We start from the raw sequence: 24440 nt of genomic DNA, 5'->3' as shown, positions 1-24440 counted from the left end.
GGCTTTGCCTAACACCGCCAGTTAAATATAATCCTCAGCCCATCGGAGTCTCATGCGCGCCCTGATCATCGCTGCCGTCATCGCCCTCTCCGGCTGCACCTCCATGAATCCCATCAACTGGATTACCCCCCACAAGATGGAAATCCAGCAAGGCAATTATGTCACCGAAGATGCCGTGGCCAAACTGAAGCCCGGCATGACCCGCTCCCAGGTACGTTTCCTGCTGGGCACTCCCTTGCTGACCGATTCCTTCCACAACAACCGCTGGGACTATCCGTATCAGGATAGCAAGCAGGGCAAGCTGGTCGACAAGAAGCTGCTGACCGTTTTCTTTGAAGGCGACACCATGGTGCGGGTAGAAGGCACCGCACAGCCGGCCGAGCGCGCCATTCTGCCGCTTGATGCCTCTGCCCCCGCCCAGGAAGCCCCCAAGCAATGAGTGAACTGAATATCGTCATCGTCGGTGCTGCCGGCCGCATGGGCCGCACGCTGATCGAATCCGTACTGGCTACCCCCGGCGCTCGTTTGCATGCTGCCATTGATCGTGCCGCTTCCGACTTTATCGGTCAGGATGCCGGCCTGTTCATTGGTCAGCAGACCGGGGTCAAGATTTCCAGCGATTTCGCTGCGGCCCTGTCTGGTGCGGATGTGGTCATCGACTTTACCCGCCCGGAAGCCACGCTTGATTATCTGCAACAGTGCCAGCAGCACAAGGTGCAGATGATCATCGGCACGACTGGTTTTGACGATGCTGGCAAGGCTGCCATCAAGGCGGCGGCCGAGAAAATCGGCATCGTGTTTGCCTCCAACTTCAGCGTCGGGGTGAACCTCACCTTCAAACTGCTGGACATGGCCGCGCGGGTGCTGAACGAAGGCTACGATATCGAAATCACCGAGGCACACCACCGCTTCAAGGTGGATGCCCCGTCCGGCACCGCACTGCGCATGGGCGAAGTGATTGCCGATGCCCTGGGCCGCGACCTCAAGGAATGTGCGGTGTATGGCCGCGAAGGTGTGACCGGCGAGCGCGACCCGAACACCATTGGCTTTGCCACCGTGCGGGCCGGCGATGTGGTGGGCGACCATACCGTATTGTTCGCCACCCTGGGCGAACGGGTGGAAATCACCCACAAGGCGTCCAGCCGTGCCACCTTTGCCAACGGTGCCGTGCGCGCCGCCAAATGGCTGTCGGCCAAGCCCTCCGGCCTGTTCGACATGCAAGACGTACTGGGCCTGCGTTAAGGCCTGCGGGAGCCGGCCGCCCGGCTGGCTCCCTTCCCCTGCTGATGATCCGCCTCTCCCTGCTCTGCCAGTGCCTGCTGGCTGCCCTGCTACTGACTTGCCTCGCTTCGCTATTGCACGGCAGCGGCATTGTCTGGGCCATGCTGCATGGCAATCAAACACTGCCGGCGCTGCAACTGCAGCTACTGCTGCAGCTACGCCTGCCACGTCTGCTGGTCGCCATCTGCAGCGGCATGCTGCTGAGCAGCGCCGGAGCCGCCATCCAGGCACGCTTCCGCAATCCCTTGGCCGAACCGGGCCTGCTGGGCATCTATAGCGGAGCGGCACTGGCCGCCGCACTGGCACTCAGCCTGGGCGCCGGCATCTTGCCGGTTTCGCTGGCCGGCTTTACCGGCAGTCTGCTGACGCTGTGGCTGATTCGCCTGCTGGCCTCGCCCAATGGCAATGGCAGCCGGCTGATCCTGTCCGGCGTGGCCATCGCAGCCTTGCTGGGCAGTCTGCTGACGCTGTTGATCACCACCCTGCCGGATGGTGCCCTGCGCAGCATCACCTTCTGGCTGATGGGCAGTTTCGCCAATGCTGAATGGCCGCAGGCCTGGCTGTTGCTGCTGGCCACGCCGCTGGTCTGGCTGGGCTTGTTCCGCCACTGGCGCTTGCTCAATGCCCTGCAACTGGGTGAAGCCACCGCGTTTCATCTGGGTTTTGACATTCGCCGTGGCGCATGGCTGGTCGTCTGCCTTGCCTCCATCGCCGCCGGCGTGGTGGTATCCAGCTGCGGCATGATCGGCTTTGTCGGCCTGCTGGCACCGCATCTGACCCGGCTGTTGACCGGCAGCGACGCCCGCCGCCTGCTGCTGGCGTCTCCACTACTGGGTGCCTGGCTGACGGTCAGCGCCGACTGGCTGGCACGCAGCCTGCTGGCCCCTGCGGAATTGCCGGTTGGCGTCATCACCAGTCTGCTGGGTGCCCCGTTTTTTCTGTGGCTGTTACGACGAGAACAGGAGTCAAACCGTGCTTGAGCTGGAGCAGGTATGTTTGCAGCGTGCCAGCAAGCGACTGTTATGGCAGGTTTCGCTACAGGCCGTGCCCGGCGAGTTGTGCGTCATCCTTGGCCCCAACGGCGCGGGCAAGAGCACCCTGCTGCAATTGATGTCGGGCTATCTGCGTCCCGACAGCGGCAGCGTCTGGCTGGGCGGGCAGGATACGGCTGGCATGAGCCCGGCCCGTCTGGCCAGCCTGCGCGCCGTGGTGGAGCAGCAGGCAGCTGCTCCATCCGGCTGGCGGGTGAACGAGCTGGTCGCGGCCGGCAGTTATTTTGCTGCTCCCGGCCAGCAGGCGGCAGCTATAGAACAGGCGCTGGCCTTGACCGACACCAGCGCACTGGCGCAACGCCGGCTCGACAGCCTGTCCGGGGGCGAGGCGCAGCGCGCCCACCTGGCACGCGCACTGTGCCAGCTACTGGCATCCACACAGCCGGAACGCTATTTATTGCTGGATGAGGCCACGGCCGCGCTGGACTTCGCCATTGCCGACAGCCAGATGGCGCAATGGCGGCGGCTGGCGCAGGACTTGCACATCGGCGTGGTGGCGGTGGTACACGACCTGAACCTGGCGCTGCGCCATGCCGACCGGGTCTTGCTGCTGCAGGATGGCTGCAGCATCGCCTTTGGCCGCACCGCCGACATCATGCAGCAGGCGCGGCTGGAGGCCATTTACGGCATCCGGCTGGCTGAATTGATCAGCCCGGATGCCCGCATCCGGGCCTTTGTCCCGCACGGTACGCGCTGATCCGCTACAGCCGCTGTAATTCCAGACTGGATTTCACCTCGAAGCTCTGCGTGACCGCACCGTCGTTGTCTGCGCTTTCCAGCCGGACATCAAAGCCCCACAGCCGTCCCACATGCTTGAGCACTTCCTGCGCACTGCCCTCGTCCAGCGGACGGCGATTGTGCATGGTATGGCGCAAGGTCAGGCTGCGATCACCCCGCACATTGACCGACCACACCTGAATGTTCGGCTCACGCGAGCCCAGGTTGTATTGCTCGGCCAGCTTGCTGCGGATGTCACGATAGCCCCTTTCGTCATGGATGGCCGACACTTCCAGCTTGTCTTCATGGTCGTCGTCACGAATGGAGAACATGCGGAAATCGCGAATCAGCTTGGGCGAAAGGTATTGTGAAATAAAGCTTTCGTCCTTGAAGTTCTTCATGGCGAATTCCAGCGAGCTGCGCCAGTCGGTACCGGCCAGATCGGGAAACCAGGCCTTGTCCTCGTCCGTGGGCGCTTCGCAGATGCGCTTGATGTCCTGGTACATGGAAAAACCCAGGGCATAGGGGTTGATGCCGTTATACCAGCGCGCCGTCACCGGCGGCTGATACACCACATTGGTGTGGCTCTGCAAAAACTCCATCATGAAGCCATCGGTCACCAGCCCCTTGTCGTACAGGCGGTTGAGAATGGTGTAGTGCCAGAACGTGGCCCAGCCCTCGTTCATCACCTGAGTCTGGCGTTGCGGGTAGAAATACTGCGCCACCTTGCGCACGATGCGCACCAGCTCGCGCTGCCACGGTTCCAGCAAGGGCGCGGATTTTTCGATGAAATACAGCAGGTTTTCCTGCGGCTCGGCCGGAAAACGTTGCGGTTCGCGATTGGCATCGTCCTTGTCGCGCTTGGGAATGGTGCGCCACAGGTCGTTGACCTGCATCTGCAGATACTGTTCGCGCTCCACCTGCCGCGCCTGCTCCTCGGCCAGTGACAGCTTCTGCGGCCGCTTGTAGCGATCCACACCATAGTTCATCAGCGCATGGCAGGAATCCAGCAGCATCTCCACCTCGTCGATGCCATAGCGCTCCTCGCATTTGCTGATGTAGGACTTGGCAAATACCAGATAGTCGACAATGGCCGAGGCGTCGGTCCAGGCACGAAACAGGTAATTGCCCTTGAAGAAGCTGTTGTGACCATAGGCGGCGTGGGCAATCACCAGCGCCTGCATGGTCATGGAGTTTTCTTCCATCAAATAGGCAATGCAGGGGCTGGAGTTGATGACGATTTCGTAGGCCAAGCCCATCTGGCCACGCTTGTAGCTTTTTTCGGTGGAAACGAAGTGCTTGCCGAAGCTCCAGTGATGGTAGTTCACCGGCATGCCGACCGAGGAGTAGGCATCCATCATCTGTTCGGCGGTAATCACTTCCAGCTGATTGGGATAGACGTCCAGCTGGAATTCATCCACTGCGATCTTGCGGATTGCGCGGTCGTATTCTTCGATCAGGTCGAAGGTCCATTCGGACCCGGTGGAAATGGGTGTCATGCTGCATTCCCCTTGGCGGCCGGCCCTGGCACTCAGGCGCGCGTGGCTGGCTGGCGTTTGAACAGCTCCCGGAATACCGGATAAATATCGGAGGCCGAGCGGATTTTCTGCATGGCGAAATGCCGCTGGCGTTCCTTGACCTTGAGGTACTCGTACCAGAGGTTTTGCGGCTCGCCCTCGGTGATTTCGATGTAGGCGAAATACTGGCAATAGGGCAGCAGCTGTTCTTCCATGATGCGGCCGCAATTGGCCGAGTCGCTGTCCCAGTTGTCGCCATCGGAAGCCTGGGCGGCATAAATATTCCACTCGCTGCCGCTGTAACGCTTCTTGACGATGTCCGCCATCAGATTGAGCGCCGAGGACACCACCGTCCCCCCGCTTTCACGCGAGTGGAAGAAGTCTTCCTCGTTCACCTCCACCGCACTGGTGTGATGGCGGATGAACACCACTTCGATCTTGTCGTAGTTACGCTGCAAAAACAGGTAGAGCAAGATGAAGAAGCGCTTGGCCATGTCTTTTTTCTGCTCGTCCATCGAACCGGACACATCCATGATGCAGAACATCACCGCCTGGCTGGTGGGCTTGGGCTGCTTGATGCGGTTGTTGTAGCGCAGATCGAAAGGGTCGATAAAAGGGATGCTGGCCAGCTTCTCGCGCAGCATATGGATGCGCTTGCGCTGGTCGCGCACTTCCAGCGCGCTTTCGTCATCCGACTCCAGCAACTGGTCCAGGTCTTCCTCGGCCTCGCCCAGGCTGGCCAGGGTTGGCGCGGCCATGGCGACACGCCGCGCCAGTGCACCACGCAAGGAACGGACGATGCTGATATTGGCCGGGGTGCCGTCATTGGTGTAGCCGGCCCGCACCTGCTTGAGCTCTTCCACGCCCATCAGCTGGGTCTTGATCAGATTGGGCAGCGCCAGGTCATCAAAAAACACATTGAGGAATTCTTCGCGCGACAACTCGAACACAAAGTCGTCCTCACCCTCGCCATCCTGGCTGGCCTTGCCACCACCGCCACCTCCACCGCCGCCTTGCGGACGTTGAATACGATCCCCCCGAATGAATTCTTCATTGCCCGGATGCACCTGCTCGCGCACCCCGCCCTGGCCATGATGAAATACCGGCTCGGAAATATCCTTGACCGGAATGGAGACTTTCTCGCCGCTCTCGATATCGGTGATACTGCGCCCCTTCACCGCACGCGAAACGGCTTCCTTGATCTGCGCCTTGAAACGGCGCAAGAAACGCTCGCGGTTGACCGCGGACTTGTTCTTGCCGTTCAGGCGTCTGTCTATGATGTGGGACATGGCAACCTCGCTGTTGTCTCCTGCGGCCCGGCTGGTCTGCGGGCGCCAGCCTTTGCTACGGTCGCGGCATGCGACCCGGCCAAGCCGGACCATCCTGTTTGGACAGTCCGGGCCAGAATCGGTGCCGGTCCGGCGGGCAGAAACCCGCTGGCCGGCGCGTGCTCAGGAGGACTTGCGTACCCGCAGATACCATTCGCACAGCAGGCGAACCTGCTTGGCGGTATAGCCTTTTTCCACCATGCGGTTGACGAAGTCTTCGTGCTTCTTGGCATCTTCCACGCTGGCCTTGGCATTGAAGGAAATCACCGGCAGCAGCTCTTCGGTATTGGAGAACATCTTCTTCTCGATTACCGTGCGCAGCTTTTCATAGCTGGTCCAGGTCGGGTTCTTGCCACCATTATTGGCTCGGGCCCGCAGCACGAAGTTGACGATTTCGTTGCGGAAGTCCTTGGGATTGGAAATCCCGGCCGGTTTCTCGATCTTTTCCAGCTCGCCATTGAGCGAGGTGCGGTCGAAGATTTCGCCGGTGTCCTGATCGCGGTATTCCTGATCCTGAATCCAGTAGTCGGCGAAGGTGACATAGCGGTCGAAAATGTTCTGGCCGTACTCGGAGTAGCTTTCCAGATAGGCAGTCTGGATTTCCTTGCCGATGAACTCGACATACTTGGGCGCCAGATACTCCTTCAGGAAAGTCAGGTATTTCTGCTCCTGCTCGGCCGGGAACTGTTCCCGCTCCACTTGCTGTTCCAGCACATACAAGAGATGCACCGGGTTGGCGGCTACTTCCTGGTTGTCGAAGTTGAACACCTTGGACAGTATCTTGTAGGCAAAGCGGGTCGACAGACCGTTCATGCCTTCGTCCACCCCGGCATAGTCACGGTATTCCTGCAGCGACTTGGCCTTGGGATCGGTGTCTTTCAGATTGTCGCCGTCGTACACCTGCATCTTGCTGAAGAGGCTGGAGTTTTCTGTCTCTTTCAGCCGCGACAGAATGGCAAACTGCGCCATCATCTTCAGGGTTCCCGGTGCGCAGGGCGCATTGCCCAAGGACGAGTTGCGGATCAGCTTGTCGTAGATCTTGATCTCTTCGGTCACCCGCAGGCAGTACGGCACCTTGACGATGTAGATACGGTCGAGGAAAGCCTCGTTGTTCTTGTTGTTGCGGAACTGCTTCCACTCCGACTCGTTGGAGTGGGCCAGTACGATGCCATCAAATGGAATCGCACCAAAGCCTTCCGTGCCCTTGAAATTGCTTTCCTGGGTGGCAGTCAGCAAGGGGTGCAGCACCTTGATGGGTGCCTTGAACATTTCCACGAATTCCAGCAGGCCCTGGTTGGCCAGGCAGAGGCCGCCAGAGTAGCTGTAGGCATCCGGGTCATCCTGGGCATATTTTTCCAGCTTGCGGATGTCCACCTTGCCCACCAGCGAGGAAATGTCCTGGTTGTTTTCGTCACCCGGCTCGGTCTTGGCCACGGCAATCTGCCGCAGCACGGACGGGTAGCGCTTCACCACCTTGAACTGGCCGATGTCGCCATTGAATTCATGCAGCCGCTTCACCGCCCACGGGCTGGGAATGGTCTTGAGATAGCGGCGCGGAATGCCGAATTCTTCTTCCAGAATGGCACCGTCCTCATCCACATTGAACAAGCCCAGCGGCGACTCGTTCAGCGGGCTGCCCTTGAGGCAATAAAACGGCACCTGCTCCATCAGCTCTTTCAGCTTTTCGGCAATCGACGATTTGCCGCCGCCTACCGGCCCCAGCAGGTAGAGAATCTGTTTCTTCTCTTCCAGCCCTTGGGCAGCATGGCGGAAATAGGCCACCACCTGCTCGATCACTTCCTCGGTGCCGTAAAACTCGCGGAAGGCGGGGTAGACCTTGATGACCTTGTTGGAAAAGATGCGTGACAGGCGCTGGTCGTGGCGAGTATCCACCTGTTCCGGTTCGCCAATGGCTGCCAGCATGCGCTCGGAAGCCGTGGCATAAGCAGCTGGATCTCGTTTGCAGATCTCCAGATACTCCTGAATGGTGTATTCCTCTTCACGCGTCTTGTCGTAGCGGGAGGCGTAGTGGCTCAAGATGTCCGGGTGCATGGCTCTCTCCTGGCTGGTTGCAGGGGCGCGCACGGCGTGCATGGTGCACCCGCATTCCCCTGGCAAATTAGAGTACTGACTGGTTTTTCAGCTTCTCTTTTTCTGGGTATAGCACATGCGCTGGACAGCAAGAATAAAAGCGTGGCAATCAGGACTTTCGGCACATTAGCCAGCTAAGTCACTGAATTTTATTGAGAAATATCTTGATATGATCAAAGAAAAAACTAAGAGAAAAAATTTCCATTCTGCATTTTGAAAAATAAATCTTTTAAATCAACCACCTACAAAACACCGACCCGTAAAATCGACCAGCAGGAATAATGTATCAATTTGCAAGCAGATGTTTCAGCTCTTGCGTTCGATAATGCGGGTGCCGATTTCATAGACCTGCCCACGCTTGACCTCATTGCAGCGGCGCACTTCCACCTCGGCTTCCAGTGGCTTGCCCGGCAGCCCGCCCAGCGAAGGTGCCAGCACAATGACCGACAGCCGCTCGCCATGCTGCGGTACATAGGAAGAGCGAAAGGCCATGCCGTCTACCGACAGGTCGACACATTCGCCGTAGTGGGTTTCGCCGGTGTGCAGCGAGCGGATGCGGGCCTTGCAACCCATCTGCAAGCGGCGCGCACCACGTCGTTCATGATAGGGGTCAAACGGCGGCACCAGGCAGTCTCCCATCCAGATAGGCGGCCAGCCAGTGCAGGCCGACAATGGATTTGCTATCGCAGATTTCACCGGACAGCGCCATTTGCATCACCTGCTCCAGCGGCAGGGTCAGCACTTCGAGAAACTCCCCCTCGTCCAGCTGCCGTTCACCGGCTTGCAGCCCTTCGGCCAGGTAGTAGCTGATCTGCTCGTTGGAATAACCGATGCAGGGATAGGCCGTACCCAGATAACGCCAGTTGGCGGCCTGGTAACCGGTTTCTTCCAGCAGCTCGCGGCGGGCCGTCTGCTCCGGGGCTTCGTTGGGATCAATCTTGCCGGCGGGAATTTCCACAAACACGCGGCCTGCCGGGTAACGGTACTGGCGTTCCAGCACCAGTTGCCGGTCTGGCGTCAGCGCCAGTACAGCCACGGCACCGGGATGCAGAATGTACTCGCGGCTGGCATGCGACTCATCCGGCAGCAGTACCTTGTCCTTGTGCACCTTGAGAAAGCCACCCTCATACACCAGCTCCGACTGCAGTTTCTTTTCAACAAGATCCACGTGCTGCCTTTCTGTTCTTCCAGTTTCGAACCACGGCACAGCGCCAGCCCAGCATCACCAAGACATAGCCGCACAATGCCAGCCCCAGCCCCATGACCAGCAGACCAAGCAACAAGGGCCAGCCCAGCGACAGCAACCAATGCACCAGTTGCACGACCCATTGCTGCAGCGACAGGGCCTCCCAGCTTGGAGGCTGGCTCATTGTACCTGCAGCCGGGTCACCCAGTAACAGCAGTCCACAGGAATAAGCCAGAAAATAAAGCGGCAGGATGGTAAGCGGATTGCTGTATAGCGTGGCCAGCAAGGCTGCTGGCAGATTGACACGCAGACACAGCGCCAGCAGCAGGGTGGCCAGCCGTTTCGGCGGCCCCGGAAGCAAGCCGGTGAGCAGGCCAAGTGCCACGCCTTGTGCCACCTTGCGTCGTTGCACGGCCCAGCAGGCCGGCTGGTCCAGCCAGCGCCCCAGCCAGCCCAGGCCTGGCCGGCTCAGCAGCTGGTGGCGGTAAGTGCTGAGACGGCGGATTGTTGTTCGCAAGCAACGCATGACCAGCCACCTTCCCGTTGTCGTAATGCCACACCACGAGGCGGGTGCAGGTAAAAGGAGTTGTCAAACGCGACGGAATAAATTAAACAAGCGTTTGAATTAAGTGAGCAACACAGCCCTACCCTGCTCATACAAGCTATTCGACCCGGAAAACCCGGGCAGCGCAACCAACAGGAGAGACCCCATGCCCGCATACAAAGCCCCGCTGCGTGACTTTGACTTTGTGCTCAACGAACTGATCAAGGTACAGGACATCATCCCCGCCCTGCCCGGCTACGAGGAAGCCACCCAGGACATCTTTACTTCCTACCTGGAAGCCGCCGCCCAGTTTTGCGAAAGCGAGCTGGCCCCGCTGAACCGCCAGGCCGATGAAGAAGGCTGCCAGTTCGACCCCAGCACCAAGGCCGTCACCACCCCGCCGGGTTTCAAGGAAGCCTACAAGCAATATTGCGAGCTGGGTTTTCCGGCACTGGACTGTGACCCGGCCTACGGTGGCCAGGGCATGCCCAAATCGCTGGCTTTCCCGGTAATGGAAATGCAGTGCTCGTCCAATGTGGCCTGGTCGATGTATCCCGGCCTGTCGCATGGTGCGTATGCTGCCATCCACGCTCATGGCACCGAAGAACAGAAAGCCACCTACCTGCCGCGCCTGGTGGATGGCAGTTGGACCGGCACCATGTGTCTGACCGAACCGCACTGCGGCACCGACCTGGGTCTGCTGAAAACCCGTGCCGAACCAAACGGCGATGGCAGCTACAGCATTACCGGCACCAAGATTTTCATCTCGGCCGGCGAACACGACATGTCCGACAACATCATCCATCTGGTGCTGGCCCGTCTGCCGGATGCGCCCAAGGACGTGAAGGGGATTTCGCTGTTCATCGTGCCGAAGTACCACGCCGATGGCAGCCGTAACCCGGTGGCTTGCGGCAGTCTGGAACACAAGATGGGCATCAAGGCCAATGCCACGGCAGTGATCAATCTGGATGGTGCTCGCGGCTATCTGATTGGCGAAGCCAACAAGGGCCTGTCCTGCATGTTCACCATGATGAACGCGGCGCGTCTGGGCTGCGGCATGCAGGGCCTGGGTATTGGCGAAGCGTCCTTCCAGGGTGCACTGGCTTATGCCCGTGAACGCCTGCAAATGCGCGCACTGACCGGAGCCAAATGCCCGGACAAGGCAGCCGACCCCATCATCGTGCATCCGGACGTGCGCCGCATGCTGCTGACCCAGAAAGCCTATACCGAAGCCGGCCGCGCACTGACTGCCTTACTCGCCCTGCAGCTGGATATCGAGGACAAGCACCCGGATGCAGCAGCCCGTCAGGATGCGGCCGATCTGGTCGCCCTGCTCACCCCGGTGGCCAAAGCCTTCATGACCGACAATGGCTATGAAGCCGCCAATATGGGCATGCAGGTTTTCGGTGGACACGGTTTCATTCGTGAATGGGGCATGGAGCAACTGGTACGCGATTGCCGTATCTCGCAGATTTACGAAGGCACCAACGGCATTCAGGCCATCGACCTGCTGGGACGCAAGGTATTGCTGGATCAGGGTCAGAAGCTGCGCAAGTTTACCAAGCAGATTCACCAGTTCTGCCAGGCCAACGAAGGCAATGACAAGCTGGCCGACTACATCGCACCACTTGCCAAACTGATGAAGGATATCGGCGAAGTGACCATGGGCATCGGCATGGCCAGCCTGCAGAACAAGGACGAAGCCGGTGCCGCTGCCACCGACTACCTGCGCCTGATCGGCCACCTGAGCTATGCCTGGCTGTGGGCGCGCATGGCCGAAGTGGCCCATGCCAGCCTGGGCCAGGGCGATGACGCCTTCTACCAGGCCAAGATTGCCACCGGCCGCTTCTACATGGCCAAACTGTTCCCGGAAGTGCACACCCTGCTCGCCCGCATCAAGGGCGGTGCCGCGCCGCTGATGGCGCTGGATGAGGAACACTTCGCCTTCTGATTGCTTGTTCGACTCCACTGATACGGCCCTGCGGGGCCGTTTTTTTATTGGCAGCAGATAGCGGCTACTCAGGGCAGTCCAGACAAAAAAAAGCCCGGAAACCCGGGCTTATAAATAAAGGAATGAAAAAAAGAGAGCTCGTACTCTCGTTTTTCATTCTAATCAAAACCATTCCTGCCTGCCATGCTTTTTGCATGGCGTGTCATCAATACAAAAAACCCGCATCAGTCGCTGATGCGGGTTTTGCATTTGAGGCAGACAGGCTTAGTTGCTACCGCAGCAAGCCTTGTATTTCTTGCCGCTACCACAAGGGCAGGGGTCGTTGCGGCCAACCTTGTCACCTTCACGGCGCACGGTTTCCGGTGCCTGAGCCTTGGCGCGCCAGTAGTTGAAGACTGCGATCAGTGCTTGCGGCAGCTGTTCCTTGCAGTCGTCCTTTTCCTCGTCGGTAAAGGTGACCAGGTCCTCGCCTTCTTCTTCCTCGAACATGCCGCCCAGCACCAGAATCGGCATCAGCAGGTCTTCGAAACCTTCATCGTCGGCCGCTTCGAACCAGTCGGTGTCGACCACGTCCAGCGCGTACAGATAGGCATTGCACCACGGCCAGTAGTCGGCTTCGTCGTCGTCGCTCTCGCTGTCATCGTCGGCGTAAAGGATAAGGTCCAGCTCACGGCCATCGGCCAGGACATGCGCGGTGACGTCGAACAGCTTTTGCAGCAGGTTTTCCAGTTCGACCTTTTCTTCCGGCTTGTCAAAGGCAGGAGCATCACCCAGCACCTCGGCCAGCCACATGGCGCGCTCCGGGGCATCCGGGCCGCTGGCCAATGCCGCGAAAAAGCCTTGGGCTTCGTCGGGCCGCATGGTACTGCCACTGATCGACAAGGGCGTCAGCAACTGTTCCAGCCGGGCCAGATCGGCGTCATTGAATACGATATCAGTCATGGTGCGCTCCTAGCGGTCAGAATGAATTGGCCGCATTGTATCGAAAAAAGCCCCGACACGTCGGGGCCATTTCGCACAAGGCTTGATCCATCTCCCATCAGGCCGTGCGGGTATCGCTCAGCCCCAGCTTTTCCTTCATTTGCTGGCGCATGACAAACTTCTGGATCTTGCCGGTAATGGTCATGGGAAAGCTGTCAACAAACTCGATATAACGCGGAATCTTGTAATGGGCAATCTGGCCCTGACAGAAGGCGCGCATATCGTCTTCGCTGGCCGTTTCACCATCTCGTAGCTTGATCCAGGCGCACAGCTCTTCGCCAAAGCGGTCATCCGGTACGCCAATCACCTGCACTTCCTGAATCTTCGGGTGGCGATAGAAAAACTCCTCCACTTCACGCGGATAGATGTTTTCGCCACCGCGTATCACCATGTCTTTCACCCGGCCGACGATGTTGACATAGCCCTGCCCGTCCATCACCGCCAGATCGCCGCTGTGCATCCAGCCTGCCTTGTCGATGGAATCAGCGGTTTTCGCCGGATCATCCCAGTAACCCAGCATCACCGAATAGCCACGGGTCAACAGTTCGCCGGTTTCTCCATGCGCCACGATGCGGCCATCGTTATCGACAATCTTCACCTCCACATGCGGATGCACCAGCCCCACGGTAGCTACGCGCTGGTCCAGTGGCGTATCGGCGCGGCTCTGGAAGCTGAGCGGGCTGGTTTCGGTCATGCCGTAGCCTATGGTCACCTGCTCCATGTGCATCAGCGTGGTGACCCGTTTCATCACCTCAATCGGGCAGGGACTGCCGGCCATCACCCCGCTGCGCAGGCTGGACAGATCGAATTCGGCAAACTGCGGATGATCCAGCAGGCTGATGAACATGGTCGGCACACCATGCAGGGCGGTGCAGCGCTCTTCCTGCACGGTATGCAGCACGCTGAGCACATCGAAACTTTCTGCCGGAAACACCATGCAGGCGCCATGCGTCAGGCAGGTGAGCGTGCCCAGCACCATGCCGAAACAGTGGTAGAGCGGCACCGGGATGCACAGCCGGTCCGTGCTGCTGAAACGCATGGCCTGGCCGGCAAAAAAGGCATTGTTCAGGATATTGTGATGCGACAGCGTGGCCCCCTTGGGGCTGCCGGTGGTGCCGGAAGTAAACTGGATATTGATGGCATCATCGAATTGCAGGCTCTGGCCCAGTTGCTGCAAGGCTGCCAGCTCGTGCGGCGTCGGTTCGGTCAGCAAATCGGCAAAACCCAGCATGCCGGGCGTGGCCTGCTGCCCCATGCGGATGACCCACTCCAGCTGTGGCATGCGCGCAGCCTTGAGCTGGCCCGGCTGGCTGTCGGCCAGTTCTGGCAGCAGATCCTGCAGCATTTCAATGTAGTTGCTGCTCTTGAAGCTGGGCGAAGCAATCACCGCGCGACAGCCCACCTTGTTGAGGGCGTACTCCAGCTCGGAACGGCGGTAGGCCGGATTGATATTGACCAGCACCAGCCCGGCCTTGGCCGTGGCAAACTGGGTCAGCACCCATTCGGCATTATTCTGCGACCAGATGCCGATGCGTTCTCCCGGCTGCAAGCCCAGCCGTAGCAGGCCGCAAGCCAGCCGGTCTACCTGCTGGCGCAATTCGGCATAGCTCCAGCGTATGCCCTGGTGCCGCACGACCAGTGCGTCCTGGCTGGCATATTGCTGGCTGGCAGCATCAAACAACTGGCCAATCGTTTGCCCGATCAGCGCTTGCGGGCTGGCACCGTGCACATAGCTGGCGTGCTTCATTGCTACTGTCTCCTTGTTGTGGTCTCTTTGTCCGTTGGAGCCGCTTCCCTGTTCGGCAGTGTGGCCTCGCTGCGCAGAGGTCTTTTTTGCATTAATCCCACAAGTTGACGATTACGTAAACGTAATGTGCCATTCATGATGAGAAGCCGTGGGAAAAACGCTACAATCCGTACAAATACTGAAAGCGGACACCATGACAGAAGCAGAACACTTCACCATTTCGGATCTCGCGCGTGATTTTGACGTCACCCTGCGTACCATCCGCTTCTACGAGGAACAAGGCCTGATCGAACCCAAGCGTGATGGCCGCCAGCGCGTGTTCACCCGCCGCGACCGCGCCCGCCTGCGCCTGATCCTGCGTGGCAAGCGCATTGGCCTGTCGCTGTCTGAAATCCGCGAAATCATTGATCTGTACGATCTGGCGCGCGACGAAGCCAGCCAGTCGCTCAAGCTCTTGCACCTGCTGGTGGCACGGCGCGAACAGCTGGAAGAACAACGCCGCGATATCGATGTGGTACTGGCGGAAATCGACGCCCTGGAGCAGCACTGCCGTGGCGTGATTGACCAGATGACCACCAAGTCCGATAGCCCGGCCTGAACACCTGCCCTGTGGCAGGTTTTTTTACCGCATCGTATTGACGTTTACGTAAGCGTAATTCAATATTCAAATCATCAACGCCACCTTCACAATAGCCTGTCAGGCCTTGCCGCCAAGACCGGCACCCGAGGAGAAACACCATGTACAGCAGCCTGCGGTTTGACCACGGTGACACCTACGACATGTTGCGCCAGAGCGTGAAGGATTTTGCCGATGCCGAAATCGCCCCGCGTGCCGCGCAAATCGATCAGGACAACCTGTTCCCGGCCGATCTGTGGCGCAAGTTTGGCGAGATGGGCCTCTTGGGCATTACCGCCGCAGAAGAATACGGCGGTGCCAATATGGGCTATCTGGCCCACATGATGGTGATGGAAGAACTCAGCCGCGCCTCCGCCTCGGTGGCCCTGTCCTACGGCGCACACTCCAACCTGTGTGTGAATCAGATCCAGAAAAACGGCAATGCCGAACAAAAAGCCCGCTACCTGCCCAAGCTGATTTCCGGCGAGCACGTCGGCGCACTGGCCATGTCCGAACCAAATGCCGGTTCCGACGTGGTCAGCATGAAGCTGCGGGCCGATAAAAAGGGCGACCACTACGTGCTGAATGGCAGCAAGATGTGGATTACCAATGGCGGCGATGCCGACACCCTGGTGGTATATGCCAAGACCGACATCAATGCCAGCCCCAAGGGCATGACCGCCTTTATCGTGGAAAAGGGCTTTGCCGGTTTCAGCCACGGCAGCAAGCTCGACAAACTGGGCATGCGCGGCTCCAACACCTATCCCCTGTTCTTCGACAACTGTGAAATCCCCGCCGAAAACGTGCTGGGTGGCGAAGGCAATGGCGTGAAGGTGCTGATGAGCGGGCTGGATTACGAACGCGCCGTACTGGCGGCAGGCCCGCTGGGCATCATGCAGGCCTGCATGGACATCGTCGTCCCCTATCTGAACGACCGTAAACAGTTTGGCCAGGCCATTGGCGACTTCCAGCTGATGCAGGGCAAGCTGGCCGACATGTACGTCAAGCTGTCCGCCAGCCGCGCTTATGTCTATGCCGTCGGCCAGGCACTGGACCGGGGTGAGAGTGGCCGCCAGACGCGCAAGGACGCCGCTGGCGCGATTTTGTATGCCGCCGAAAACGCCACCCAGATGGCGCTGGACGCCATCCAGTGCCTGGGCGGCAATGGCTATATCAATGAATACGCCACCGGCCGTCTGCTGCGCGATGCCAAGCTGTACGAAATTGGTGCAGGCACCAGTGAAATCCGCCGCTGGCTGATAGGCCGCGAACTGATGGCCGAGACACGCTGAACATCGGGAGTAGAGAGTGGGGAGTCGGGAGTAAAACCGTTCACTCGCCCACACCCTACTGACCACTAACACCGGGAGTAGAGAATCGGGAGTGGGGAGTTCCCCACCCGTCACCTGCTACTCCCTACTCCCCACTCCCTAAAATCATGCCAGTCATCGAATCCAAACTCTCCCCGCGTAGTGCGGACTTCCAGGCCAATGCCGACAAGATGCGTGCCCTGGTGGCTGATCTCCAGCAAAAGGTTGCCCAGGCCGCACTGGGTGGGGGTGAGGGACCGCGTGCCAAGCATATTGCCCGCGGCAAGTTGCTACCGCGCGAGCGTATCAACCTGCTGCTGGACCCCGGCGCGCCCTTTCTGGAGCTGTCCCAGCTGGCCGCTCACGGCATGTATAACGATGACGCCCCCGGTGCCAGCCTGATCAGCGGCATTGGCCGCATTGCCGGGGTGGATTGCCTGATCATCGCCAACGATGCCACGGTCAAGGGCGGCACCTATTACCCGATGACGGTGAAAAAGCACCTGCGCGCCCAGGAAATCGCCAAGGAAAACCGCCTGCCCTGTGTCTATCTGGTGGATTCCGGTGGTGCCTTCCTGCCGCTGCAAGACGAAGTGTTTCCCGACAAGGAGCACTTTGGCCGCATCTTTTACAACCAGGCCCAACTGTCTGCCGCCGGCATTCCGCAAATCGCCGTGGTGATGGGCAGCTGCACCGCAGGCGGGGCCTATGTGCCGGCCATGTCGGATGAAACCGTCATCGTCAAGGAACAAGGCACCATCTTTCTGGGCGGCCCGCCGCTGGTAAAGGCCGCCACCGGCGAAGTGGTGACGGCAGAAGAACTGGGCGGCGGCGATGTGCACACCCGTATCTCTGGCGTGGCCGACCACCTGGCCCAGAACGACGCCCACGCGCTGGGTATTGCCCGCCGCATCGTGGCCGATCTGAACTGGCACAAACAGGGTGTGCTGGACCGCGCCGAAGCCAAACCGCCGCGCCATGCTGCCGAGGAAATCTACGGCGTGATTCCGGCCGATCCGAAAAAACCGTTCGACGTGCGCGAAATCATCGCACGGCTAGTGGACGATTCCGACTTTGACGAATTCAAGCAGAACTACGGCACTACGCTGGTGACCGGTTTTGCCCGCCTCAATGGCTGGCGCGTCGGCATCATCGCCAATAACGGCATCCTGTTTTCCGAATCTGCCCTAAAGGGTGCACATTTTGTCGAACTGTGCTGCCAGCGCGGGATTCCGCTGATCTTCCTGCAGAACATCACCGGCTTCATGGTGGGCAAGAAGTATGAGAACGGCGGCATCGCCAAGGATGGTGCCAAGCTGGTCACCGCCGTGGCCTGCGCCAGCGTGCCCAAGTTCACCGTGCTGATTGGCGGCAGCTTCGGGGCCGGCAACTACGGTATGTGCGGCCGTGCCTACAGCCCACGCATGCTGTGGATGTGGCCGAACAGCCGCATTTCGGTGATGGGAGGCGAACAGGCTGCCGGGGTGCTGGCCCAGGTGAAGAAGGAACAGCTGGGCGAGGCCTTCACCGCCGAGCAGGAAGAAGCGCTGAAAGCGCCGGTACGCGAACAGTACGAACGCCAGGGCCACCCCTACTACGCCAGCGCGCGGCTGTGGGACGACGGCGTGATCGACCCGGCCCAGACCCGCGATGTACTGGCTCTGGCGCTGGAAGCGGCCTTGTCCGCGCCCATCGAAAAAACACGCTTTGGCGTGTTCCGCATGTAAGGAGCCGCCACCATGTACTACGACACGCTGCAAATCGAGCAACAGGGCAAGGTCGCCACGGTATGGATGAACCGTCCCGAGCTGCACAATGCCATGAACGAAACCCTGATCGCCGAGCTGACCGCCGCCTTCAAAGCGCTGCAACTGGACGACAGCGTCAGGGTCATCGTGCTGGCCGGGCGCGGCAAGAGCTTCTCCGCCGGGGCCGATCTGGACTGGATGCGCCGTGCCGCCGGCTACAGCGAAGCGGAAAACCTGGCCGATGCCCACCATCTGGCCGCCATGCTCAAGACCATCTACCGCAGCAAAAAGCCGGTGATTGCCCGCATCCATGGCGCAGCCATGGCCGGTGGCACCGGGCTGACGGCGGTGTGCGACATTGCCATTGCCACCGAACACGCCCGCTTCGCCCTGACCGAAGTACGACTGGGGCTGATTCCTGCCACCATCGGCCCCTATGTGGCCGATGCCATCGGTTGGCGCCAGGCGCGGCGCTATTTCCTGTCAGCCGAGCGTATCGACGCCGCCACCGCCGCCCGCATCGGGCTGGTGCATGAAGTCGTGGCTGCCGAAGCGCTGGATGAACGCATCGCCAGCATTGCCGCCGAACTGGCACTGGGCGCGCCACAAGCCCTGTCCGCCGCCAAGGACCTGCTGTCGGTACTGCACGAAGCCTCACCCTGGGATGATGATCTGCTGAATGACACCGCCGGACGCATTGCCAGCATCCGCGTGGGCCAGGAAGCCCGCGAAGGTCTGGCTGCCTTCTTCGACAAACGCCCGCCCGCCTGGCAACAAGAACAATAAGGACGCCGCCATGTTCAAGAAAATCCTCATTGCCAACCGTGGTGACCAGCAGCCGCAAGGCTGCGCAGCTGCGCAGCAACATCGCCTGATGGCGCGCCTGCGCCGTGGCGATTTCGCCGCGGGAGACTGCCATGTTTAAGAAAATCCTTATTGCAAATAGAGGCGAAATCGCCTGCCGGGTAATCAAAACCGCCCGCCAGCTGGGCATTGCCACCGTGGCGGTGTATTCCGATGCCGATGCCGAGGCCCGCTTTGTCAAACTGGCCGATGAAGCCTGGCGACTGGGCCCGGCCCCCGCGGCTGAATCCTATCTCAAGGCCGACGCAATCCTGGACATCGCCCGTGCCAGCGGTGCCGAGGCCATTCACCCCGGCTATGGTTTCCTGTCGGAAAATGCCGAATTCGCCGCTGCCTGCGCAGCCGCCGGCATCGCCTTCATCGGCCCGCCCGCCGGTGCCATCGCCGCCATGGGCAGCAAGTCGGCCGCCAAAACCCTGATGGAAAAAGCCAGTGTGCCACTGGTACCCGGCTACCACGGCGCGGAACAGCAAGCAGAATTCCTGCAGCAGCAGGCCGACCATATCGGCTATCCGGTGTTGATCAAGGCCAGTAGCGGCGGCGGCGGCAAGGGCATGCGCATTGTCGAGCGCAGTGAAGACTTTGCCGCAGCACTGGCCTCCTGCCAGCGCGAAGCCAGTGCCAGTTTTGGCGATGACAAGGTGCTGGTAGAAAAATACCTGACCCGGCCGCGTCATGTGGAAATCCAGGTGTTTGCCGACAGCCATGGCCAGTGCGTCTATCTGTTCGAGCGCGACTGCTCGGTGCAACGCCGCCACCAGAAAGTGCTGGAAGAAGCCCCCGCTCCGCACCTGCCCGCCGTCATGCGCCAGGCCATGGGTGAAGCTGCCTGCGCCGCTGCCCGTGCCGTGGGCTATATCGGTGCCGGCACGGTGGAATTTATCGTCGACGTGCAGGCCAACGGCCAGCCGGGTGCCTTCTACTTCATGGAAATGAATACCCGCCTGCAGGTAGAACACCCGGTTACCGAAATGATCACCCGCCAGGATCTGGTGGCCTGGCAGCTGCAAGTCGCCGCGGGTCAGCCACTGCCGCTGCGCCAGGACGAGCTGAAGATTCATGGCCATGCCATCGAAGCACGCATTTATGCCGAAGACCCGGACAAGGGCTTTCTGCCAGCTACCGGCCAGCTGATCCACCTGCAAACGCCGCCGGAAAACGCCCAGGTGCGTATTGATACCGGCGTGACCGAAGGTGACAGCATCACCCCCTTCTACGACCCGATGATTGCCAAGCTGATCGTGTGGGGAGAAAACAGGGAAGCCGCGCTGCAACAGCTGGATGCCGCCCTGGCGCAGTACCAGATTGCCGGCGTCAGCACCAATATCGCCTTTCTGCGCCGCATTGTGCAGCACGACAGCTTCGCCAGCGGCCTGGTTGATACCGGGCTGATTGCCCGCCATCAGGATGCACTATTGCCCCCACCGGCCACCCCAAGCGGACAGCAACTGGCCTTGCTGGCCGTGGCCGAAACCCTGCATGCTGCCGCGCCCTACCCGGCTCGTGCCGGCTGGCGGCTGAACGGCGTGCTGGAACACAGCTTGCAGTTTCGTCAGGGCGAACATGTGCACACGGTGGGGCTGCGCTATCTTGAACATGGTTTTGTCGTCACCGTGGCGGAGCAGCAATTCCAGGTTCAGGCCAGCCTGCACGGCCGCCAATTGCAGGCCACACTGAATGGTCTGGTTCTCAGCGCCAGCGTGGTACGACAGGCACAGCAGCGCCAGCTGTTCCTGCAGGGTGAACGCCTGCAGCTGGAATGGGTCGATCCCTATGCGGCGACAGAAGACACAGTCCATGGTGTGACCCATCTGAAAGCCCCGATGCCGGGCCGGGTAGTCACCCTGCTGGCCAAGGCAGGCCAGACAGTCCGTCAGGGCGAGCCCCTGCTGATTCTGGAAGCGATGAAGATGGAACACACCATTCACGCCCCTGCCGACGGCGTACTGCGCGGCTTTTACTTTGCCGCTGGTGAGCAGGTATGCGACGGCGACGAGCTGGTGGATTTCGACGCTGCCTGAGTGGCGGCAAGGGGACAAGATGACTCGCGTGAAGATTGTCGAAGTCGGCCCGCGTGACGGGCTGCAAAACGAAAAGCAGCAACTGGATACGGCCAGCAAGCTGGAACTGATCCGCCGGCTGGCCGCCAGCGGCCTCACCACCATCGAAGCCGGTGCCTTTGTCTCGCCCAAATGGGTGCCGCAAATGGCCGACAGCCTGCAAGTGCTGCAGGCACTCGACCTGTCCGGCCCGGTGAATTACCCGGTGCTGGTACCCAACGACAAGGGCATGGAACAGGCGCTGGCCGCCGGCGTGCGCGAAATCGCCGTGTTTGGTGCCGCCAGTGAAAGCTTCAGCCAGAAAAACATCAATGCCAGCATTGCCGAAAGCCTGGCGCGCTTCGACAGCGTGCTGGCCAGCGCCCGCCGTGAGAATATCCGCGTGCGCGGCTATGTGTCCTGCGTGGTGGATTGCCCGTACGAGGGTGCCATTGCCCCGGCCAAAGTGGCAGAAGTTGCCGCCCGCCTGCTGGACATGGGTTGCTACGAAATCTCACTGGGCGACACCATAGGCACTGGCACGCCGAACCGGGTGCTGGACATGCTGGCAGCCGTCAGCCAGCTTGTGCCAATGGACAAGCTGGCCGGCCACTTTCACGATACTTACGGCATGGCCATCAGCAATATTCATGCGTCTTATCAGGCGGGCATCAGGACATTCGATTCCTCCGTTGCCGGGCTGGGCGGCTGCCCGTATGCTCGTGGAGCTTCCGGCAATGTCGCCACGGAAGATGTGGTCTACCTGATGAACGGGCTGGGTGTGGACTGCGGCATCAAGCTGCCACAACTGGTGGAAACTGCTTGGTTTGTTTCCGGCCTGCTGGGCCGCGCACCGGCGTCCCGCGTGGCACTGGCCATGGGCCGCCATCACTGACACTGGCACGCACGGCCCGCCACGCCCGAGACAAAAATAAAGAGGAGCAATATGCAGCACTCCAGCACCCCGATCTGGCATCCCTCGCCTGCCCGCGTGGCGGGCTCCCACCTGCATGCCTTTCAGCGGCTGGCCGAAGCCGCCTATGACCGCCCCCTGCCCGACTACCACAGCCTGTGGCAGGCCAGCGTGGACGACCCCGGCCGCTTCTGGGCGCTGGTATGGGACTACTGCGGCGTCATCGGCGACAAGGGCGATACGGCGCTGGAACACGGCGACAACATGCTGGCCGCACGCTTCTTTCCCGAAGCCCGGCTCAACTATGCGGAAAACCTGCTGCGCCACGATGGTGACGAACTGGCCATGGTGTTCTGGGGCGAGGACAAGCTCAAGCGCCAGCTAAGCTGGCAGCAACTGCGCCAACTGGTGTCCCGGCTGCAACAGGCACTGCTGGCCGCCGGCATCAAGCCGGGCGATCGCGTGGCCGGCCTGCTGCCCAATATGCCGGAAACTGTGGCCGCCATGCTGGCCACCACCAGCCTGGGCGCGGTGTGGACCAGTTGCTCGCCGGATTTCGGCACCGACGGTGCCATCGACCGCTTTGGCCAGACCGAACCCAAACTGCTGTTCTGCCCGGATGGCTACTGGTACAACGGCAAACAAATCGATATCCACGACAAGATGCAGGCCCTGGCAGCCGGCCTGCCCTCGGTAGAACAATTCATCGCCATCCCTTATCTGGGCGATGCCACGGAGTTTGCCGCCAGGCTGCCACGCACCACCACGCTGGACGATTTCACCGCACCGTTTGCCGCACGCCCCTTGCAATACACCCGGGTGGGCTTCAACCACCCCTTGTTCATCCTGTATTCCAGTGGCACCACCGGCAAGCCCAAGTGCATCGTGCACGGCACGGGCGGTACCCTGCTGCAGCATCTGAAAGAACACCAGCTCCACGGGGATGTGCACCACGGTGACCACCTGTTCTTCTTCACCACCTGCGGCTGGATGATGTGGAACTGGCTGGTGTCCGGCCTCGCCTCCGGCGCGGCCCTGATGCTGTACGACGGCTCGCCCTTTGCCGCACAGGGGCGGGTGCTGTGGGACTACGCCCAGGCCTGCCGCTTCAGCCATTTCGGTACTTCGGCCAAGTACATCGACGGCCTGCGCAAGATTGATCTGATTCCGGCACAGGAATACCGGCTGGATGCACTGCGTGCCGTGTTCTCCACCGGTTCGCCGCTGATGGCGGAAAGCTATGATTGGGTGTACGCCAATATCAAACAGGACATCAATCTGGCCTCGATTTCCGGCGGCACCGACATCGTGTCCTGTTTTGCCCTGGGTTGCGCCACGCTGCCGGTGTACCGTGGCGAGCTGCAATGCCGCGGGCTGGGCATGGCGGTGGACATCTACAACAGCCATGGCCGCCCGGTGCGCCAGGAAAAGGGCGAGCTGGTGTGCACCCGCCCCTTCCCCTCCATGCCCGTCGGTTTCTGGCAGGACGAACAAGGCAGCAAATACCGCCAGGCCTACTTCGGGCGCTTTGAAAACATCTGGTGTCATGGCGACTATGCCGAGTTGACCGAGCACGATGGCATGGTGATCTATGGCCGTTCCGACGCCGTGCTCAACCCCGGTGGCGTGCGCATCGGCACCGCCGAGATCTACCGCCAGGTGGAAAGCATTGCCGAAGTCCTGGAAAGCCTGGCCGTGGGCCAGCGCTGGCAGGACGACGAACGCGTGGTGCTGTTCGTCAGGCTGCGCGAGGGTTGCCAGCTGGACGAAGCACTCACCGTGCGCATCCGCGAGCAGATCAAGCGCGGAGCCAGCCCGCGCCATGTGCCGGCGCGCATCATTGCCGTGGCCGACATCCCGCGCACCATCAGCGGCAAGATTGTCGAGCTGGCGGTGAAGAACGTGATTCATGGCGAGCCGGTCAACAATCTGAGTGCGCTGGCCAATCCGGAAGCACTCAAGCTGTTTGCCAATCTGCCGCAGTTGCAACACTGAAGCGACAGGCGGTACGGAGCGGGCAGCCGCCCCCCACTGCTACACGGGGCAAGCCGCGAATGCTTGAGCGCGCTCAAGGCTGCCCCTCCGCGCTTGATGCAGGCTAATCACCCCCAGCAATAGAGCACAGCATGAAACGCAGCGCAGCCCTTACCCCGCTCTCACGCGAGCACCACCACGCCCTGTCCCTCGCCATCCAGGCTGGCAAGGCCGCCCGCACCAGCGACCCCGCCCAATGGCAACAGGCCGCCGCCAAGATAAGCCAGCAGGCAGAACAAACCTTGCAAGCCCACTTTGCCGAGGAAGAGCGCACCTTGCTCCCTGCACTCACTCAAGCCGGCCAGGCTCTGCTGGCTCAGCGCACACTGGATGAGCATGTACACTTGCGCCAGTTGCTGCAGCATGCCGAACTGGCCAGTCCGGCCATATTGCAGGCGTTTGCCGATGCCATGACTGCGCATGTGCGCTTTGAAGAGCGCGAGCTGTTTGCCGTGGCCGAAAGCCTGCCGGCGGTCATGGCCGCACTGCAAGCGCATACCACATGAAAAAGGGCCGGATTA

Annotated in this window: 22 protein-coding genes; 14 read left to right on the top strand and 8 right to left on the bottom strand. The window is 60.6% G+C overall.

Annotated features, from left to right (window positions below; translation table 11 throughout):
• Positions 1–52: 52 nt before the first annotated feature.
• Genes DBR44_RS01080 through DBR44_RS01065 form a run of 4 tightly spaced genes read left to right on the top strand, consistent with a single transcriptional unit; the run spans position 53 to position 3030 of the window.
• On the top strand, positions 53–439 hold the full coding sequence (locus DBR44_RS01080) for an outer membrane protein assembly factor BamE (protein ID WP_124641212.1): 387 nt from the start codon (positions 53–55) through the stop codon (positions 437–439).
• Positions 436–1242: a 4-hydroxy-tetrahydrodipicolinate reductase gene (dapB, locus tag DBR44_RS01075; RefSeq protein ID WP_124641210.1), complete on the top strand. Its 807-nt coding sequence runs from the start codon at positions 436–438 to the stop codon at positions 1240–1242. Before DBR44_RS01080 ends, dapB begins: the two co-directional genes overlap by 4 nt.
• Before the next feature lie 44 nt (positions 1243–1286).
• On the top strand, positions 1287–2261 hold the full coding sequence (locus tag DBR44_RS01070) for an iron ABC transporter permease (protein WP_158613534.1): 975 nt from the start codon (positions 1287–1289) through the stop codon (positions 2259–2261).
• The gene (locus tag DBR44_RS01065; protein WP_158613533.1) at positions 2254–3030 is read left to right on the top strand and encodes an ABC transporter ATP-binding protein; all 777 of its coding nucleotides are present in this window, start codon (positions 2254–2256) and stop codon (positions 3028–3030) included. Before DBR44_RS01070 ends, DBR44_RS01065 begins: the two co-directional genes overlap by 8 nt.
• 4 nt (positions 3031–3034) lie before the next feature.
• Here DBR44_RS01065 and DBR44_RS01060 read toward each other — a convergent pair whose 3' ends face one another.
• The 6 genes from DBR44_RS01060 to DBR44_RS01035 form a co-directional block, all read right to left on the bottom strand.
• On the bottom strand, positions 3035–4549 hold the full coding sequence (locus DBR44_RS01060) for a SpoVR family protein (protein WP_124641204.1): 1515 nt from the start codon (positions 4547–4549) through the stop codon (positions 3035–3037).
• A 32-nt stretch (positions 4550–4581) separates the two neighbouring features.
• Positions 4582–5856 (bottom strand): YeaH/YhbH family protein, encoded by a 1275-nt coding sequence (locus tag DBR44_RS01055; RefSeq protein WP_124641202.1) that lies wholly within the window; start codon positions 5854–5856, stop codon positions 4582–4584.
• 162 nt (positions 5857–6018) lie between these two features.
• On the bottom strand, positions 6019–7947 hold the full coding sequence (locus DBR44_RS01050) for a PrkA family serine protein kinase (RefSeq protein WP_124641200.1): 1929 nt from the start codon (positions 7945–7947) through the stop codon (positions 6019–6021).
• A gap of 345 nt (positions 7948–8292) precedes the next feature.
• Complete coding sequence (locus tag DBR44_RS01045) at positions 8293–8610, bottom strand: PilZ domain-containing protein (protein ID WP_233578255.1); 318 nt, start codon at positions 8608–8610, stop codon at positions 8293–8295.
• Positions 8597–9154 (bottom strand): NUDIX domain-containing protein, encoded by a 558-nt coding sequence (locus tag DBR44_RS01040; protein ID WP_124641196.1) that lies wholly within the window; start codon positions 9152–9154, stop codon positions 8597–8599. Before DBR44_RS01040 ends, DBR44_RS01045 begins: the two co-directional genes overlap by 14 nt.
• Positions 9141–9698 (bottom strand): DUF2062 domain-containing protein, encoded by a 558-nt coding sequence (locus DBR44_RS01035; RefSeq protein WP_124641194.1) that lies wholly within the window; start codon positions 9696–9698, stop codon positions 9141–9143. Before DBR44_RS01035 ends, DBR44_RS01040 begins: the two co-directional genes overlap by 14 nt.
• Before the next feature lie 184 nt (positions 9699–9882).
• Here DBR44_RS01035 and DBR44_RS01030 point away from each other — a divergent pair, with 184 nt between their 5' ends.
• Positions 9883–11667, top strand: coding sequence for an acyl-CoA dehydrogenase C-terminal domain-containing protein (locus DBR44_RS01030; RefSeq protein WP_124641192.1), 1785 nt, complete (start codon positions 9883–9885; stop codon positions 11665–11667).
• Positions 11668–11931: 264 nt separating this feature from the next.
• On the opposite strand, the gene DBR44_RS01025 is transcribed toward DBR44_RS01030, so the two are convergent.
• Positions 11932–12609 carry a UPF0149 family protein gene (locus DBR44_RS01025; RefSeq protein WP_124641190.1) on the bottom strand — a complete coding sequence of 226 codons (678 nt, stop codon included), beginning with the start codon at positions 12607–12609 and terminating at the stop codon, positions 11932–11934.
• 97 nt (positions 12610–12706) lie between these two features.
• Positions 12707–14395: an AMP-binding protein gene (locus DBR44_RS01020; protein WP_124641188.1), complete on the bottom strand. Its 1689-nt coding sequence runs from the start codon at positions 14393–14395 to the stop codon at positions 12707–12709.
• A gap of 193 nt (positions 14396–14588) precedes the next feature.
• Between DBR44_RS01020 and DBR44_RS01015 the strand changes: the two genes are divergently transcribed.
• The 9 genes from DBR44_RS01015 (at position 14589) to DBR44_RS00980 (ending at position 24425) form a co-directional block, all read left to right on the top strand.
• Positions 14589–14993 carry a MerR family DNA-binding transcriptional regulator gene (locus DBR44_RS01015; RefSeq protein WP_124641186.1) on the top strand — a complete coding sequence of 135 codons (405 nt, stop codon included), beginning with the start codon at positions 14589–14591 and terminating at the stop codon, positions 14991–14993.
• Between the two features lie 140 nt (positions 14994–15133).
• Entirely contained in the window at positions 15134–16303 is a 1170-nt protein-coding gene (locus DBR44_RS01010) for an isovaleryl-CoA dehydrogenase (RefSeq protein WP_124641185.1), read from the top strand.
• Positions 16304–16449: 146 nt separating this feature from the next.
• On the top strand, positions 16450–18048 hold the full coding sequence (locus DBR44_RS01005) for a carboxyl transferase domain-containing protein (protein WP_124641183.1): 1599 nt from the start codon (positions 16450–16452) through the stop codon (positions 18046–18048).
• Positions 18049–18060: 12 nt separating this feature from the next.
• Positions 18061–18855: an enoyl-CoA hydratase/isomerase family protein gene (locus DBR44_RS01000; RefSeq protein WP_124641181.1), complete on the top strand. Its 795-nt coding sequence runs from the start codon at positions 18061–18063 to the stop codon at positions 18853–18855.
• A gap of 10 nt (positions 18856–18865) precedes the next feature.
• Complete coding sequence (locus DBR44_RS19915; protein ID WP_255424569.1) at positions 18866–18994, top strand: hypothetical protein; 129 nt, start codon at positions 18866–18868, stop codon at positions 18992–18994.
• Positions 18987–20954 (top strand): acetyl/propionyl/methylcrotonyl-CoA carboxylase subunit alpha, encoded by a 1968-nt coding sequence (locus DBR44_RS00995; protein ID WP_124641179.1) that lies wholly within the window; start codon positions 18987–18989, stop codon positions 20952–20954. Before DBR44_RS19915 ends, DBR44_RS00995 begins: the two co-directional genes overlap by 8 nt.
• A 19-nt stretch (positions 20955–20973) precedes the next feature.
• Positions 20974–21867: a hydroxymethylglutaryl-CoA lyase gene (locus DBR44_RS00990; protein ID WP_124641177.1), complete on the top strand. Its 894-nt coding sequence runs from the start codon at positions 20974–20976 to the stop codon at positions 21865–21867.
• Positions 21868–21918: 51 nt separating this feature from the next.
• Positions 21919–23880, top strand: a complete 1962-nt coding sequence (locus DBR44_RS00985; RefSeq protein ID WP_124641175.1) for an acetoacetate--CoA ligase — start codon at positions 21919–21921, stop codon at positions 23878–23880.
• A gap of 131 nt (positions 23881–24011) precedes the next feature.
• Positions 24012–24425 carry a hemerythrin domain-containing protein gene (locus DBR44_RS00980; protein ID WP_124641173.1) on the top strand — a complete coding sequence of 138 codons (414 nt, stop codon included), beginning with the start codon at positions 24012–24014 and terminating at the stop codon, positions 24423–24425.
• Positions 24426–24440 lie beyond the last annotated feature (15 nt).

This window comes from Aquitalea sp. FJL05, from assembly GCF_003852595.1.
Taxonomy (GTDB): domain Bacteria; phylum Pseudomonadota; class Gammaproteobacteria; order Burkholderiales; family Chromobacteriaceae; genus Aquitalea; species Aquitalea aquatilis.
Note: the sequence above shows the minus strand (reverse complement) of the source record. Positions and strands in the feature narration are given on the sequence as shown.